The sequence below is a fragment of the Paenibacillus sp. GCM10027630 genome (assembly GCF_042676305.1).
GTDB lineage: Bacteria > Bacillota > Bacilli > Paenibacillales > NBRC-103111 > Paenibacillus_S.
On the sequence record NZ_JBHTGY010000045.1, the window covers coordinates 44,732 to 60,535 of the forward strand.

At 47.0% G+C, this 15,804-nt stretch carries 11 protein-coding genes; 5 read left to right on the top strand and 6 right to left on the bottom strand.

All coding sequences use genetic code 11. From position 1 onward, the window contains the following. Positions 1-79: 79 nt before the first annotated feature. Positions 80-388, top strand: a complete 309-nt coding sequence (locus ACFQ0C_RS22290) for a hypothetical protein (RefSeq protein ID WP_258216211.1) — start codon at positions 80-82, stop codon at positions 386-388. A 1,136-nt stretch (positions 389-1,524) separates the two neighbouring features. Here the strand turns inward: ACFQ0C_RS22290 and ACFQ0C_RS22295 are convergent. Beyond that, positions 1,525-1,809 (bottom strand): hypothetical protein, encoded by a 285-nt coding sequence (locus ACFQ0C_RS22295; protein WP_379369699.1) that lies wholly within the window; start codon positions 1,807-1,809, stop codon positions 1,525-1,527. Between the two features lie 171 nt (positions 1,810-1,980). Between ACFQ0C_RS22295 and ACFQ0C_RS22300 the strand changes: the two genes are divergently transcribed. Further along, the gene (locus tag ACFQ0C_RS22300) at positions 1,981-3,231 is read left to right on the top strand and encodes a S8 family peptidase (protein WP_379369701.1); all 1,251 of its coding nucleotides are present in this window, start codon (positions 1,981-1,983) and stop codon (positions 3,229-3,231) included. Positions 3,232-3,255: 24 nt separating this feature from the next. Here the strand turns inward: ACFQ0C_RS22300 and ACFQ0C_RS22305 are convergent, their stop codons facing one another. After that, positions 3,256-4,143, bottom strand: a complete 888-nt coding sequence (locus ACFQ0C_RS22305; protein WP_379369703.1) for a helix-turn-helix domain-containing protein — start codon at positions 4,141-4,143, stop codon at positions 3,256-3,258. A 145-nt stretch (positions 4,144-4,288) separates the two neighbouring features. Between ACFQ0C_RS22305 and ACFQ0C_RS22310 the strand changes: the two genes are divergently transcribed. Further along, positions 4,289-6,970: a family 78 glycoside hydrolase catalytic domain gene (locus ACFQ0C_RS22310; RefSeq protein ID WP_379369705.1), complete on the top strand. Its 2,682-nt coding sequence runs from the start codon at positions 4,289-4,291 to the stop codon at positions 6,968-6,970. A 1,082-nt stretch (positions 6,971-8,052) separates the two neighbouring features. Here the strand turns inward: ACFQ0C_RS22310 and ACFQ0C_RS22315 are convergent. After that, positions 8,053-9,147, bottom strand: coding sequence for an acyltransferase (locus tag ACFQ0C_RS22315; protein ID WP_379369707.1), 1,095 nt, complete (start codon positions 9,145-9,147; stop codon positions 8,053-8,055). A gap of 315 nt (positions 9,148-9,462) precedes the next feature. On the opposite strand from ACFQ0C_RS22315, the gene ACFQ0C_RS22320 reads away from it, so the two are divergent. Beyond that, complete coding sequence (locus ACFQ0C_RS22320) at positions 9,463-10,242, top strand: DeoR/GlpR family DNA-binding transcription regulator (protein ID WP_379369709.1); 780 nt, start codon at positions 9,463-9,465, stop codon at positions 10,240-10,242. Further along, positions 10,239-11,030 carry an HAD family hydrolase gene (locus ACFQ0C_RS22325; protein ID WP_379369711.1) on the top strand — a complete coding sequence of 264 codons (792 nt, stop codon included), beginning with the start codon at positions 10,239-10,241 and terminating at the stop codon, positions 11,028-11,030. The genes ACFQ0C_RS22320 and ACFQ0C_RS22325 overlap by 4 nt, the downstream gene beginning before the upstream one ends. Positions 11,031-11,095: 65 nt before the next feature. Here the strand turns inward: ACFQ0C_RS22325 and ACFQ0C_RS22330 are convergent, their stop codons facing one another. From ACFQ0C_RS22330 to ACFQ0C_RS22340, 3 genes are read right to left on the bottom strand one after another with little or no spacing between them, the layout of a single operon-like run. Further along, complete coding sequence (locus ACFQ0C_RS22330; protein ID WP_379369713.1) at positions 11,096-12,118, bottom strand: dienelactone hydrolase family protein; 1,023 nt, start codon at positions 12,116-12,118, stop codon at positions 11,096-11,098. 21 nt (positions 12,119-12,139) lie between these two features. After that, positions 12,140-13,360 (bottom strand): mandelate racemase/muconate lactonizing enzyme family protein, encoded by a 1,221-nt coding sequence (locus ACFQ0C_RS22335; protein WP_258216200.1) that lies wholly within the window; start codon positions 13,358-13,360, stop codon positions 12,140-12,142. A 57-nt stretch (positions 13,361-13,417) separates the two neighbouring features. After that, entirely contained in the window at positions 13,418-15,712 is a 2,295-nt protein-coding gene (locus tag ACFQ0C_RS22340) for a helix-turn-helix domain-containing protein (RefSeq protein WP_379369715.1), read from the bottom strand. Positions 15,713-15,804 lie beyond the last annotated feature (92 nt).

Genomic DNA, 15,804 nt, shown 5'->3' on the forward strand with positions numbered 1-15,804 from the left:
GGTCATTTCGTTAAAAATATGAACCAAAACTAGGCATTCGCATAGGATGGAGTAGAAACTTTTGGAGGTGCACGACCGAATGTATAATCAACCAACAGCTGTACAGAATCAACCGTTGTATCAAATGGACCCTACAGTGTGGGAGTCTATGAACAAATTGAAAGATCATGTCCATGGGCTTTGCGCCAAACACATGAACCATCCGGTTCAGGTACAAACGGTTCAAGGGCAAGTGTACCATGGTTATATCATCCATTTCGATGACTCCCACTTATACTTACGGCCACTGGAAGGACATGTGCGCGCATTCGCCAATCCTTACGCTTATAACAACGTAATTCTTCCTCTGGTATTGTACAATCTACTCGCGATCACTTTATTGCTCTGAGAAGAAGCCCTTTCATTATCACAAATAAGAAAAGCTTCTGATCGTAGCCCTTTCGAGAAAGATACACTCGTGTCTAAATTGTAGCTTTTCTTGCAATATCAGGCTTGTTCAGCTCCGCTGAAAACTATAAAGTCTGATATTATAAGAAAAAGCCTTACGGAGTCCTTGGTGTACGACCTACGTTTGTGTGCTTTGGAGAGATGGGTGTGGGATTACGGCCGCTGTTGAAGTCGTATTCCTTTGAATGGAATGCTTGGCATCAGGAGGAACACGAGCTTCAAAGGTAGGTCGCATACCCAGCAGTCACCGGAGGTGACGACCAGAGCGGACACTTACGCTCCTCCACACCCATTCCCTCTTTTGCTCTACTCTGTCCTTTGCGCCGCTCCCTTACTCCCCTAAGCCGGTCTTCGAGCCGTTAATGATAGCCATGAACTTCTCTGCTGGTGTTCCATGTACGGTTAGCTTCGCTATATTTTAGCACAGAGATCAACTGCACATAATCCTAAACAACACGCCAGTACTGCATCCACGGAAGTGAAGGGGAATGCGGAAGTAATTGTTCCTTTATCGCCTGAAAAGTCCAAAAAACAGAGGGATACGGGAACAGCTAGTTCCGTTATTGCTCTGTTTTTGTGCATAAATGCTCCATTCAGCCAACATAACGGAATTCCCACTTCCGCTATCGCCCCAGATTGGCGGCGGCAGATGGAATAACGGAACTTTCAGTTCCGTACAAAATCCTCCAGGGCTTATCGTCTCTATCCATATAAAAATCCCCTTGATCATGGGGTGTATTAAAGATCTTAAGCTCTACTGTAGCTCTAATGTAGCTCTAATGTAGATCTAATTTAGCTCTAATCTAAGCAAGGTAGGAAAGTTACTCGCTCATTCTTCATTCCTTCGAAAAGCTTTCTGATCGAAACTCTTTCATTCAGGATACATTTCAATCTTGAAGGCAGCTTGTCTTGCGAGATACATAGGGTACCCTCGGCAAACTTATATTAGAAGGGCACCTTACTTCAGTGCTCTAAAGCACTTGAACATTCTTGTATGTAAAATAAGCCGTATTCCCGTAAATCCAGGGAAACGGCTTTTTTCCTATGTTCCTATTTGTTGCTTTTGTTGTTTTTCGCTCAGCGCATTTTTTTAAATTGCAGCATTTTGCGTTTTCCTTGAAGCATCTGCTCCAGCTGCCATTTTTTCATATGCCTAACCTTCGCCATCTCCCGTTTGGACTCGTCATCAACTCCAAGAATTTCATGCAGATGCGCAGCAATGATTACAAGGGCAAAAAGCACCCAGACGATTCCGAAAATGGTCGGCAGTGTAAATCCCGAGTGAATATCCAATTTAGGGACGGCAAAAAACAGCATGCCTAACGCCAGCCCCATATACATAATATTTTTCGTTCCATTCAATCGATCATCCCTCCCTTTCATTACAACTTGTACGATACATTGTATGAGAGATCCATACAAAATAGCACCACGGCTCGACGCAACAATTGGGCAGGTCGATCCGGTAATCGGGATAGAACATCACACGCAAGCTGCATATTTTGAAGGCATAAGAAGGAGGATGAATTCACCTTGAAAAAACACCCTGCTATGACACATTCCCTGCATCGTGCAGTTGCTGAGTGCAAAAGATCTAAAACCCGCACCACCATTCCGGTAATCGTTCAATTTGCGGGCACCCATCCGGACTCTCACAGGAAGCATCAGTCCAAGCTTATGAAAAAGCTGTGCCTGCACAAGCATCACTTTCTGGATAAAGGAGGATTATGGCTGGTAGGTGGCTGGTCCGCTCATGTTTCTCCTTCCTGCTTGGATGTTATATGTAACCATAAAGGTGTTTCCAAGGTCGTTTTGGACCGAAAAAACAACACCAGGCTTAACATCGCAGCTCCTGCAGTCGGCGCTACCACCTTGCAGCGAAAACGACTGACCGGCCAAGGGGTAACTATTGCGGTTCTTGATACAGGTGTCGCTCCCCATCCGGATTTGACGAAGCCTTACAACCGGATTAAGGCTTTTAAAGATTTTATTCGCAATAAAAAAAAACCGTATGACGACAACGGCCATGGAACTCATGTAGTTGGAGATGCTGCCGGTAACGGCTATTTAAGCAAAGGGAAGTATAAAGGAACGGCGCCAAAAGCCAAAATCGTCGCTGTAAAGGTACTCGATAATCAAGGCGGCGGCTTCGATTCAACCATCATCAGAGGCATTCAATGGTGCATTGCGAATCGTAAGAAACTTGGTATCCGCGTCCTGAATTTATCTCTTGGTAAGCTGGCTTTGGAGCCATGCAAAAACGACCCGTTATGCCAAGCGATCGAGAAAGCAGTCAAAGCCGGTATCGTTGTTACCGTTGCAGCCGGAAATTCAGGCCCAGGCAAAGGCTCCATCACTTCGCCGGGAACTAGCCCCTTGGCGATAACGGTAGGAGCGGTGGATGATCGGCGTACGGTCAAGCAATCAGATGACCGAATTGCTGGATTTTCAGGCCGCGGACCGGCTAAAGGCGGCTTAATTAAGCCGGATACGGTAGCACCTGGCGTCAATATCGTTTCGCTACGGGCTCCTGGATCTCTCCTCAGTCGATTATCTCCACAAGGAAACCTGCCCAAAGGATATATGCGGCTGACCGGCACCAGCTTTGCTGCACCGATTACGGCGGGAACAGTTGCCCAGCTGCTGCAGAAGAATCCACGGCTTCGCCCGTCACAGATCAAAACATTGATTAAGCGAAATTCATTCTCCTTGAGATTGCCTTCCAACACGCAAGGCACCGGTGAATTAAATATGCGTTTTGCTGCGGGCTCAAGGAAAAGATAAGCTTATCCAGCAGAAATTTCAGCCTCATGGCATAACCGATTGCTTGCGGAATTGCTGCGGCGACATTCCTGTTATCCTCTTGAATAGCGAGTGAAAATATTTCATATCTTGATATCCCACCTGCTCGGCAATTTCACTTATTTTACTATTCGTTCTGTTCAGCAGCTCGCAGCATTTTTGAATTCTAACGTTATGCAAATACTCCGTATAGGTTTGCCCCGTCGCCTGCTTGATCAGTCGGTGGAATTGCCTTGGACCTACGTTAATTTGAGCGGCGATTTCAGGCAGCGACGGCGGGTTATGAAGCTGCTGCTGAATATATCCAAGTGCCTCGTCCATTCTATTGTTCTCCGGCAACGAATCGGACCACGGCCCTGCTGGATGTCTGGAGCGGTATAGCAAAACCAGCAGCTGCATGACATAGGATAGCAGCATGAAGCGCCGCGCCGCCTTGGCCTGTGAGAATTCGATATGCAGGCGGCTCATCAATACTCCGATATCCCCGAACTGCTCTTTTTGCTGGAACCATGTCGTTTCTTTTTGCAATGCAAAAAGAACGTCTCTATCACCCGAAGTCAGAAGCTCCGAATAGTTACGCGACATTTGTTCAAACAACTGCTCATGAAAAAGACAATTATATACAATGAGCCTGTCCTTCGCCGCTGCATGCGCAGGCCTGAATACATGCGAGGTGCCAACAGGAATGAAAAATACATCACCTTTTTGGACAGCAATGATCTCATCCCTTATATAATGAAATCCTTTTCCTTCGCTTACATACGTAATTTCCACAAAATCATGCGAATGCTCCAGCAATTCAAACGACTCGCTTGCCCTGTTCACATACAAGGGAAAGCCGGGTTCGAAAAACATTTGTCCATGCATCGATTCAATCGTTCTACGAATGGTCATCGGCTCATAATCTCCTTAAAAACCCCCAATTTGTAAAGGGTTACAATGTCAGTATAGCCCTATAACTATGTCTATAACAACCCATTAACTTAATCACTTGTCATAATAAAATGAAAGACAAATCCTATCCAAGAGAGGTGTCCTCATGCATGATTTAATTGTTAAGAAGCTTAGATGTGAATATCGCAATAATCCTGTCGGGATCGATGTAGTAAAGCCCAGGCTAAGCTGGCAGCTGGCAGCGAGCGGGAGAAATGTGAAGCAAGCTGCTTACCAAATCCAGGTTTCGACTGATAATACCGGAGCCTTCACAGGGCCTCTCGTATGGGACTCAGGAAAGATAATTTCCGACCGTTCCGTCCATGTGGAGTACGAGGGAGATCAACTGCGCTCCAGCACCCGATATTCGTACCGGGTACGGGTTTGGAGCTCACTCGATGAGGAAAGCCTATGGAGCGAGACTGCATACTGGATAACCGGACTTTTAAGCTCGGACGAATGGAAAGCACAATGGATCTCCGGAATGTACGGTCAACCGACTGAGCAGTCCGAGCCTGCAGACCTGCTGCGTAAAGCATTCGATATTACCGCTGAAGTAAAATCAGCCGTAGCCTATGTCACTTCCTTGGGCTTGTATGAGCTGCAACTCAATGGACAGCGAGTTGGCGATTGGCTGCTTACACCAGGATGGACTAGCTATACGAAAAGGCAGCCCTATCAAACGTATGATGTTACTAAACTGCTGCAAGCAGGCGGCAACGCCATCGGACTGATGCTTGCCGACGGCTGGTACAGAGGCAACCTGGGCTGGAAGGAGCAGCGCAACTCCTTCGGTGAATACCGTGCCGGGCTTCTGCAGCTTCATATCGTGTACGTAGACGGCAGCGAGCAGACCCTATCCACAGATGCCAGTTGGAAAGCATCGGAAGGGCCTATCAGGATGGCAGAGCTGTACCACGGCGAGACGTATGACGCTCGGATGGAGGTAACCGGATGGAGCACCTCCAGCTATGATGACATGAACTGGAAAGCCGTTACTCTTGTGGATTCACCTCTGGAGTTGCTAATCGCACAAGAAAATGAACCTATGAGGATCGCAGAGGAGATTCGTCCGGTTCAAGTGCTGCATACACCAACCGGTGAAACCGTACTTGATATGGGACAAAACATGGTTGGGTGGATGCGATTTACGGTAAAGGGCGAAGCTGGGCAAACGATCACGCTGAAGCATGCGGAGGTGCTGGATAAGGACGGAAACTTTTATACAGGCAATTTGAGATCTGCGAAGCAAACCGTAACCTATATATGCAAAGGTGACGGAACGGAAAGCTACGAGCCCCGCTTCACCTTCCAAGGCTTTCAATACGTCAAGGTGGAGGGCTATCCGGGCGAGGTGCTTCCTGAGCATTTTACAGGCTGCGTCATTCATTCCGACATGGAACAAACAGGCAGCTTTGAATGTTCGCATCCTTTGATTAATCAGCTTCAGCACAACATTCTGTGGGGGCAAAAAGGGAATTTTGTCGATGTCCCGACGGATTGCCCGCAAAGAGACGAACGATTGGGCTGGACTGGCGATGCTCAGGTATTTGTACGCACATCGGCGTTCAATATGAATGTAGCATCTTTTTTCACCAAATGGGTTCGAGATTTGAAAGCGGATCAATTCCCTGATGGAGGGGTTCCCTTTGTAATTCCCGATGTTCTTTCAAAGGATAATCATTCCTCATCCGCATGGGGAGATGCAGCCGTCATATGTCCATGGACGCTGTACTTATGCTATGGAGACACGCGCATTCTTGCTGAGCAATATGACAGCATGAAGGGCTGGGTAGAATACATACGCAGCCAAGGGACCAACTCCTTATTGTGGAATACCGGCTTCCACTTCGGGGATTGGCTCGGTCTGGATGCACGGGAAGACAGCTACACGGGCTCAACGCCCAAAGATTTGATCGCTTCAGCATTTTATTATTATTCCACTAGCTTGCTGAGCCTTGCTGCCGAAGCGCTCGGCAAACGTGAGGATGCGGAAAGCTACCGCAGCTTAGGTGATAAGATTAAAGAGCAGTTCCGCCAAGAATTCATTACTCCTGCAGGCAGGCTTATTGCGCCTACTCAAACCGCTCATGTTCTGGTGCTTATGTTCGGGCTCGTAGAAGGAGAAACGCTCAGCCGCGTGATCCGTACACTGGTGGAATTGATTGAGGAACAGCAGTTCCATCTGACAACCGGTTTTGTCGGAACTCCCTATTTATGCCATGTACTTTCGGAGAACGGTTACCATGACGTAGCGCTTAAACTTGTATTGCAGGAAAGCTATCCTTCCTGGCTGTTCCCTGTAACAAAAGGCGCGACAACGATGTGGGAGCATTGGGATGGAATTAAGACGGACGGAAGCTTCTGGAGCGATGATATGAATTCATTCAATCATTACGCATATGGGGCTATTGGAGATTGGCTGTACCAGGTTGTAGCTGGCATCGATACAGATCACAAGCAAGCGGGCTATAAGCATATTCACATTCGCCCCAAGGCAGGTTACGGGTTCGATTATGTGAAAGCAAGATATGAATCGATTTACGGAGAGATTCGCTCAGAGTGGGCGCTGTCTGAGGATGGCGAGCTGACCATTACTATCACAATACCGCCTAATACATCAGCTACGGTGCAGCTGCCCGATGCGCGGCTGGAATCATTGACGGAAGGAGAAACCTCCGTTCAGTTCGCGGAAGGTATTCATGTTCAAGAGCAAACAGCGGAAGGTGTTACGATGCTGGTCGGATCGGGCAGCTATCGATTTCAATATTTGCAGCAGCGCCGTTGAACAGCCCTTTAAGATAAGCAGCCGCCTAATATCCAACGGCCCTAGGTAAGTTCAGTTCTCGAATGGGGCGGTCGGCAATGGGGTCGGCAGCCTCCAAATATCACCTATCCTATTGTGATGTGCTTCGACAATTTCAAACGCTGATATGGACGCTGCCTTCTGGCTGGTCAATGTCAAGAAAGAACAAGCAAATCGGCAGCAAGAAAAAGTAGTCGCCGATCATAAGCTTGCTATGCTGCAGGATCCGAGCTTCCGCTTATAGCGAATAAAGGGCTGAACCCCCATATGACTATTGGCTATACCGCGCTCTGACCGATGTATAGGCTTCTTTACCCTTTTGAGATAGCCCTTCCTTGGTATTCTCAGTGAATAGCAGAAATGAGGTCACCTTCCAACGAGTGCTAATCGCGGGTATCGGGGTTTCGGGTTTCGGGTTTCGGGTTTCGGGTTTCGGGTTTCGGGTTTCGGGTTTCGGGTTTCGGGTTTCGGGTTTCGGGTTTCGGGTTTCGGGTTTCGGGTTTCGGGTTTCGGGTTTCGGGTTTCGGGTTTCGGGTTTCGGGTTTCGGGTTTCGGGTTTCGGGTTTCGGGTNCGTAACCAGCATGGCATGGCAGCCCAGCGGCCCCCAAGCAATTATCAGGAAAATGTCACGTTATTTTCTACCAAAATAGCGTTTCAAGCCCTATAACTGGAATTCCTCCTGCTAATTGTAAGAATTTTGGCTAATCTCAGCCATACTACCTAAATTAGCAGGAGTTTTTCCAGTTAGCTTACTTTCAAACGATTTCCAGGCTGGATTAACGGGAGGATTTCCATCTATCGTCTTTCTTCCGGCAGCAGTCAGAGTATCCTGGTCTCCTTTACAATGAAAGCAACCTTTGAACATCTGTTCTCACTTCATGACTTAAGCAACGTAAGAGGGGATATTCCCACTTTAGCACTGTAAAGCACTTGATTTTTTATATATCTAAAAAACCTCTAGACCCACATATAGAAGTGGAGGATAGAGGTTTCTTTGCAATGCAATCATCGATAAGAAGGCGAGAGCCCTCATCACTTTTAGGACAGCCCTCTCCTGCTGCTCTTAAGCTGCACCACGCTGCGGCGGGCGATTGCGGGAGGAGCGCAGCGATTTTCGGATTCGCCCATAGACGGAAATGACCACCCAAGGGACAAGCAGGCTGAGCAGAAAAGCACTGATCGTATAGGCATAATAATCCAGCATACTTCCGCTGCCGATCACTGCATGTGTACGCCAATAGGTAAGTACGGCCGGATGCATCAAGTAGATGCCGAACGATACCGCGCCCAGCGAGAGCAGCGACTTACTCACTCTAGGCCAGTGCTGTAGAAGCTTGCGGCCAATCCATATAAAGCTCATAGCTGCGAACATCGGATATATGTTAAACAACAGAGTGTACCAAGTATTATCCAGAACCGCCTTCGTCATTACCTCCAGCAGGAACAAGCCCATAAAGCCCAAGCCAAGCAGAATCGTTAAAGGCAGCACCCACCGAATATGCCTGGAAATCCATGCTGCAAAGGCGTCGTAATTCATGCCAATATATCCGCCCAAAGTAAATAGGCTGAAATAGGTTACACATAGCGATGCCGTATGGTTTAACGGCTCGATCCAATGGTTGTAGCTGTAGAAAGCCACCTGAATCGCAATGCCGATAAAAAACAAGCTTTTACGAAAGCCGCTCCACGCCCTGCAAAGCCAGACCAACAGCGGGAACAACAAGTAAAACTGAACAATAATAACCATAAAATACAGATGGTACGAGGCATCTGCCCACGGCAGCAAGTCAAGAAACTGGCCCCAATCCCAGTGCAGCTGTTTTGGTGTGAACACCCACTGATTATACAAATAATAAAACGCCGACCAAATCAAATAAGGAAATAAAATTTGCTTGACGCGTTTCAAATAAAAGGTAACCGCTTGTTTACCGCTCCAATCATCGATGTAACGGTAAAAGAGCACCAATCCGCTAAGGAGAATAAATAGGGGAACTGCAAAATTGCTCAGCTTATTAACAGCAAGAAATAATGCTTGTGAGCCTGATCCGACAGGCAATTCTACGGTCGCCTCGGATGTGCCATGAATAATAAGCACTGCTAGTATGGCGAAGGCTCTTACGATGTCCAGCTCCACCAGTTTCGATTTCTTTTTGACCAATGCTATTCCAATCCTTCCGTCCTTAATTCATGTTATAAGAGGTTATTCTGTAATTCAGTAAGCCTCCTATGGATTACGAAGTTTCCCAGATGATAAGGTTATCTTCAAGCATTGTACCACATTTAGGTATGCCTGTATCAAGGGTTAAGCAACCGTTTACATTTATGCAAAAATACTTATGATTACTTAAACATATTTTAAAATAACTGATAATTAGCTTATTATTACTTAATTAATATTGCAGATTAGCTGATTACCACTTATAATTCCACTTATACAGTAGATTCGATACCTTATCTTAGGGGGACTGGAACGGTGTATCAAGAAGAACGGCTGATTGAAATCGTACAATATTTAGAGAAACACAAACGGATCAGCACTGAGAACATATGCGGATTGTTCGACGTTTCACGTGATACTGCGCGCCGGGACATTATTAAGCTGGAGGAGCAAGGCCATATATTGCGGACCCGAGGCGGAGCTATATTGTCTACTTTGTCCAAATCGATCGCCAATTACGACGACAGGCTTCTGGACGAAACTACAACCGAATCGAAAAAAGCGATCGGCAAGCTTGCCGCCTCTCTGCTTCATGACGGTGAATATTTGCTGCTGGATGCCTCAACCACCGTACAAAGCGCGGCAGAGCAAATCTATACCAGAGGTCATGTTGTAGTTACGAACTCAATAGACATTGCCGGTATTTTGAATCAAAAAGAAGGTATTTCCGTCCATCTGCTCGGAGGCTTACTCCATCAGGAGCATCGGTTTATTTACGGTTCCCGCGCTATTGAAATGCTCAGTGATTATTATGTGCATAAGCTTTTTTTGGGAGTTTGCGCGATTACAGCCGAGGGCATAACTACACCAAATGAGGAGGACGGCTACATTCTGAGAGAAATGATGCGCCGTGCCGATCAGGTCATTTTGTTGGTTGACCATACGAAGTTCGGCAAACGTCAATTCCACCGTATAGCCGGTTTGGAGATGATCGATATTCTCATTACCGATCAGGAGCCGGATGAACGATTGAAGGAAGCTCTGCTTCTGCATGAAATAGACATCATGATAGCCAAAGGAGAGACTCAACCATGATCAAGCTGATAGTTAGCGACTTGGACGGCACTTTGATGCAAAAGGATCATACCGTTCGGATAGAAGACCAGGAGGCTTTAAGAAAAGCTATCGAAAGCGGCATTATTATTACCTTCGCTTCCGGTCGTATGTATCCTGAAATCCGTCATGTTATGGATTTAATCGACCTGGAGGTACATGCTGTATCGCAGAACGGCGCTTACGTGCACACCTCTGGGAAAAACTTGATCCGGCACGACAGCTTTGAAACGGAGCTGATTCGTCAGCTTGCTGTTGCCGCGCAGGAAACTCCTTTTTATACCGTGATGTGCAGTCCCGATACTTATGTGGTCACCACCCATAGCGCTGAAAATGAAAAGGTCCAACAAAATTTGTTGGCCCCTCTCATAGTAATGCCCCACGCTCTGGAAGCGCTCGGCAGTGAATTGATGTGCTGTAAAATTACTTACTTGGGTGATGTAGAGAAGCTGTTGACGTTCAAAGAACAATTGCTGGCGGTTCATGGTGATAAGATTGATGCCTATATAGCCGACGTCAACTGTCTGGATGTCATGCCGAGGCATGTTTCCAAAGGAGCAGGTCTGCAGGCGCTGCAAGCACATCTAGGCATTCGGCCTGAGGAAACCATCTGTATTGGCGATTCGTTCAATGACGTATCGATGTTCCGAACCACGCCGCACAGCTTCGCCATGAGCTCCAGCCATTCGGATGTGAAGTCACAGGCTGCTTATGTTGTGAATAGTGTCGCCGATGCCATTGATTGGGCATTGAAGGCGGGCCGCAGCTAAGTGAATGATTAAGGGAAAGGCTGCTGCCTGTATTTACTGATGGGCAGCAGCCTTTATCTGTCCCCTCACACGGATAAATGAGCTTTAAGCCAATCAAAGGCTACTCGGCCGGAAACCTCATGCTGCCCTGGATGGATGTCCTTATCAAGCTTATCATCCGCATTTGCTGCATGATAAATTGCTTTCAGTTGATCGATCGCCTTGAACGTACCATGAATCGGAAATCCCTTATCCTCTTGACCGGACTCTATAAGCAGAGGGCGAGGAGCGATCAAACCGAAAACATCGGGCATCTCGGCAGCATTAAAAAGTCCTGGGATATAATTATCCGAGCAATGAGGCTTCGCAAGAATGCTATCCCTGTAAGTATTCGTGTAGCCGCTGATGACGGCTGCACGTATTCTTTCATCGATAGCAGCCGTTAGTGCCATGACCAGCCCGCCCCCGGAGAATCCCATACAACCTATCCGGTCCGATGCCGTATCGCTGCGGGACTGTAAATAGTCTACGCAGCGCATCATCTCATGCACCCGGTATCCGGCAAGTGTCTTTCCGGCCATAAGCAGGTTCGTCGATAACCGGAAGCATGAATTTTCCTTGGGCTCCTTAGCCCTGTCCTGCTCCAGCCTTCTATCCCCTAAGCCGAGTAATTCAGGCACTATCACCATAAATCCACGCTTAGCCAGCTCAATGGGGAAATCCTTGTATATCCCCGCTTCCCCGGGCCGGACACTTCCATCCGGGAGCAGCCCCGTTAACTCCTTATACCCATAGCCATGACCGGGACAAGCCACGATAGCAGGGTAGGGCTGCGAACCGTTCTTGGGGATTAACAAATAAAACGGCATTAACAAATGCGGAGCTGTAGTAAGCTGTATATGCTCCCGAATATAATCTCCGCAATCAACCCTTTCCAAAAGAACCGGATCCAATTCAGTGTCTGATTTAGGCGGTAAAACTAGCGATTGTATAAGCACTTCCTTTAAACGGGTTCTCCATTCAGCCCATTCATCATAGGTTCCCGCTTGAAAGGCGTACGCAGGAGTCTCCTTATACAATTGTGCAAGAAAATCATCCGGATTCCACATGTCAGCTGCATCCCCTTTTCCCTAGACCGTATAAGCTTTGCGGAGCACGCTTGTAACAACCGAGTCGTCCATACCCAGACCCGGGCCTGTAGGAGCATTTATAACCCCATCCTTGACTTCCATTTGCGGCGAAAATAAGAAGCGGGTATCTTTAACTCCCGTTTTGTTTTCCTGGAACTTGCCTATATTAGGAATATAAGAGGCAAAATGAAGCACATAAACGTACCCATATCCGCTGGATATATGCGGTGTTACCGGTATTCCTTTTAGAGCAGCCATCCTTGCAATCCTTGTGTTCCGAATAAAACCGCCGTTATATTGCAAATCCGGTTGTACTACCTGTGCTGCGTCATTAGCGATGATCCATCTGAAGCGCCTCATGCTTGTTTCCTGTTCTCCGAATGCCATAGGAATTCTTAAAGCATCGGCCACTTCCTTCGTATCCTCCAGATGCTCGAAGGGACAAGGCTCTTCATAGAAGAATGCGTTGATTTCCTCCAGCATTTTGCCATATTCGATAGCCATAGGAGGGTCATAGGAGCCGTTGCCGTCCGCATGAATGCTCATCTCATCACCGAAAATTTTGCGCGTCATATAAATAAGGCTCTCGGAACGTCCGTGAATAGAGTCGGTATTTTTACTCATCCGGCCCCCTACCTTGAATTTAATTGCCTTTGCGCCGGTATCGGCTACCTTTTCTTGGAGTACCGCGATTTCCTCTTCAGGCGTTGTTCCTCTGTTACCGCTCGCCACATAAATAGGAACCTCGTTGCGAATAACTCCTCCCAGGAGATCCCCTACCGACTTGCCGCTTATTTGGCCCAGCAGATCAAGCAGGCTTGCTTCTACCCACGAAATGCAACACCATAATGCTAGCCCCGACAGCTTATAGTTATTTTCATAAACATAGACGCCGTCTAAGAGCGCTTCCAAATCCCTTGCATCCTTGCCTATAAAAAACGGGATAATCAGCTGCTTAAGAAGCGGATGCAAATATTCCGCCCTCTCGCTTGCCACTGACACTCCTACAGACCCGTCCTTTGACCTGGTGCGCAGGAAATATAAACCGTTGTTAAACAGAAGCTCCATCGATTCTATAATTACAGGAGATTTAATTTCATCAGCCTGCAGCACCTTGGAAGTAGCCGCGGCCTCTAAATCATCCAGGGTAACATCCTTTTGTGCTTGAGTTAGAGCGCCATTCAAATGCAAATAAGACAGGTCCGAATATTGGTTTCCCATAGTTACAGCTCCTTATTGTTTATAAAATAGTACTTTACACGAACGGTACATAACAGGTTATGCCCCGCTTTCGTTTTTTAACCACATGTCCCGATACTGCCCCGGCGTCATGCCTGTCGTTTTTTTGAAATAACGGATAAAATTTTGCGGGTTATTATATTGGAGCTTCTGAGCCATATCCGAAATTTTCATTTCCGTTTCCACCAGCCATTTCTTGGCAACTTCCATCCGGTACGTAAGCAAATAATCAGTAAAATTAATGTCCAAGCTCTTCTTCAATGCGCGACGGATATAGCTGGAATGATAGTTAAGCCTTGAAGCACATTCCTCGAGCGTTAGCTCGCGGTCATATTCACTCTGAATAATGCGGATAACCTCATTGGATATTTTATTGTACGGCGCTTCATTGCTTTGTTCTCCCGAGCGAATGATGGGCTCAATGATTTGCTGTGTAAACCATTGCTCGATTTCTTGAACGGTATTAAGCCTTTTCAGCTGTACATACAGAGGTATGGCATTCGTATCAAGAGAAGAGAAGGCGGTATCCGGCAGCTCCGGAATGTACAGCAAATCCAGCAAAAGCTTCATCAGCCAGTTCTGCATTTGGTTGTGCGTCAGCTCCCGGTTGGACAAAATCTGCAAAAATTCCTTCAGCAAGGCAGAAGCCCGTCTCTCATCCGAGAACTTTACTGCCTCGACAAGCTGCTTCTCCAAATGCTCGGGAAAATACACCATTTGCGTCTCCGGCTCTTCATTCTCGATAAAAAGAATCGTCTCGGTATCCTTCGTAATACGGTATTTCAAAGCGTCCAGACCTTCAGCATACGCTTTCGGCGTACTATCGTAGTTTGAATACGGGCGGCTAATCCCTGCGCTGACAGGCAGACCAAGAAAGGCCAGCACATTTTCCTGAACCTGCTTGATTGTATCGTACATGAATACCTTGAAAGCTTCAACCGATTCATGATCTCCGCTAAAGACAGTCACCTGCGATTGTTCAATGACAACAGGACTCAAGCGATGCTCCGGCGGAACCGTGTCCTCGACAATGTTACTGATTGCAAACAACAGCAAATCGCGGTCGCTTTCCAAATAACGAGTTTGCTCCAACGTGTCGATCTGAATGGCTACCACGGCAAGCCAGCGAAATTTCCGCGAAAATCCGAATAATTGAAGCTGCTCCTCGATTTCCTTATGCGTCAATTCTCCCTGCACCAGCTTGAATATCATAAACGGTTTCAGCTGCTGCCTCAGCCTCTGCACGTGACTGGTCATATGAATGTAATTCTGCGACATCTTCTCCATTCGCCGCTCGATTGCTTGGAACTCATCCTGCGGCTCCTGAGGATCGGAAGCATCATCTGAACCAGCCGTCTTCTGATACAAGCTGCGCAAGGGGGAATAAAGCTTGTTTGCTCCCTGCATTGACAGCAGAATAATCAGGACAATGATAATGACACTTGCCCAAATGGTAGCCCATCCGATTGATTTCGACTCGCGCGTAATACTGTCTATTGAGACAATAGACAGATAGGTCCAACCGTTATAGGAACTTTTGCGGAAGGTAAAGCCATATTCCTCTGAACCGATTTGACCGATTCGATAGCCGCTGGCTTCCGATGTCTGCTTTACATCGCCAAATAATGGCGAATTTCGCAAGGCCGAATCAAATCCGGACTTCAGACTGTTGGTAATGATCTCCCCATTCTCATCGAGAATGACCAGGGATCCCAGCTCACTGCTTTTCGGCAGCAGCCTAAACAGCTCTTGATTGGACATTTGAGTGACTAATAATGCAGATGGATTGCCCGAATAGCTAGGAAACCGTTTTACCAAGGTTATACTCGTAGCCATGGACTCCCCGTTCCGGTCATCCGATACTTGAGTAACCCATTTGAAGGGCTTGTCCAGCAGCTTGTAAGAAGAGAGTCGGTTCGCATCCGAAAACTCATCCAGCTTAACATAGCCTTTGTTGCTAATGACCCATTGATATTCCAGGTTAATTAACTGAATATCCCTAATCCCAAGCTCGTAGATTTGAATACGCTGCAGCGTTTCAAGCAATTTATCAACCAATGGAAAATCCTTTGCTTGGATCGGCGTTTGAAGAACATCGCTTACTGCCTGTGAGCTCGCCACCTGAAAGATCGAAAAATCAATGATTTTCAAAGTATTTTCAAGCTGGGTTTGTGTTTGCAGCAGCAATTGATCATTCCCCTGCAGCACCTTGCTTTCAATAATGCTGGAGGATTTGAGATACGAAAAAATGCCCAGGACTATAACAGGGATAGCTCCAAACAACAGGCATAAGGTGAATAATTTAATCTGATAGCGGGACAAGCTCAGCTTCATGGCGTTCTCTCTTTCTTATGTCCATAGGGAGATAATTCTGCCACCATTATCGCACAGAGCTTGATGAAATCATATAATCATCAGCGAGACAT

Excerpts from the sequence above, each read along its gene's own strand:
- ACFQ0C_RS22290 (WP_258216211.1), top strand. The coding sequence starts at position 80 with ATGTATAATCAACCAACAGCTGTACAGAATCAACCGTTGTATCAAATG.
- ACFQ0C_RS22305 (WP_379369703.1), bottom strand. The coding sequence starts at position 4,143 with ATGACCATTCGTAGAACGATTGAATCGATGCATGGACAAATGTTTTTC.
- ACFQ0C_RS22310 (WP_379369705.1), top strand. The coding sequence starts at position 4,289 with ATGCATGATTTAATTGTTAAGAAGCTTAGATGTGAATATCGCAATAAT.
- ACFQ0C_RS22325 (WP_379369711.1), top strand. The coding sequence starts at position 10,239 with ATGATCAAGCTGATAGTTAGCGACTTGGACGGCACTTTGATGCAAAAG.
- ACFQ0C_RS22330 (WP_379369713.1), bottom strand. The coding sequence starts at position 12,118 with ATGTGGAATCCGGATGATTTTCTTGCACAATTGTATAAGGAGACTCCT.
- ACFQ0C_RS22335 (WP_258216200.1), bottom strand. The coding sequence starts at position 13,360 with ATGGGAAACCAATATTCGGACCTGTCTTATTTGCATTTGAATGGCGCT.
- ACFQ0C_RS22340 (WP_379369715.1), bottom strand. The coding sequence starts at position 15,712 with ATGAAGCTGAGCTTGTCCCGCTATCAGATTAAATTATTCACCTTATGC.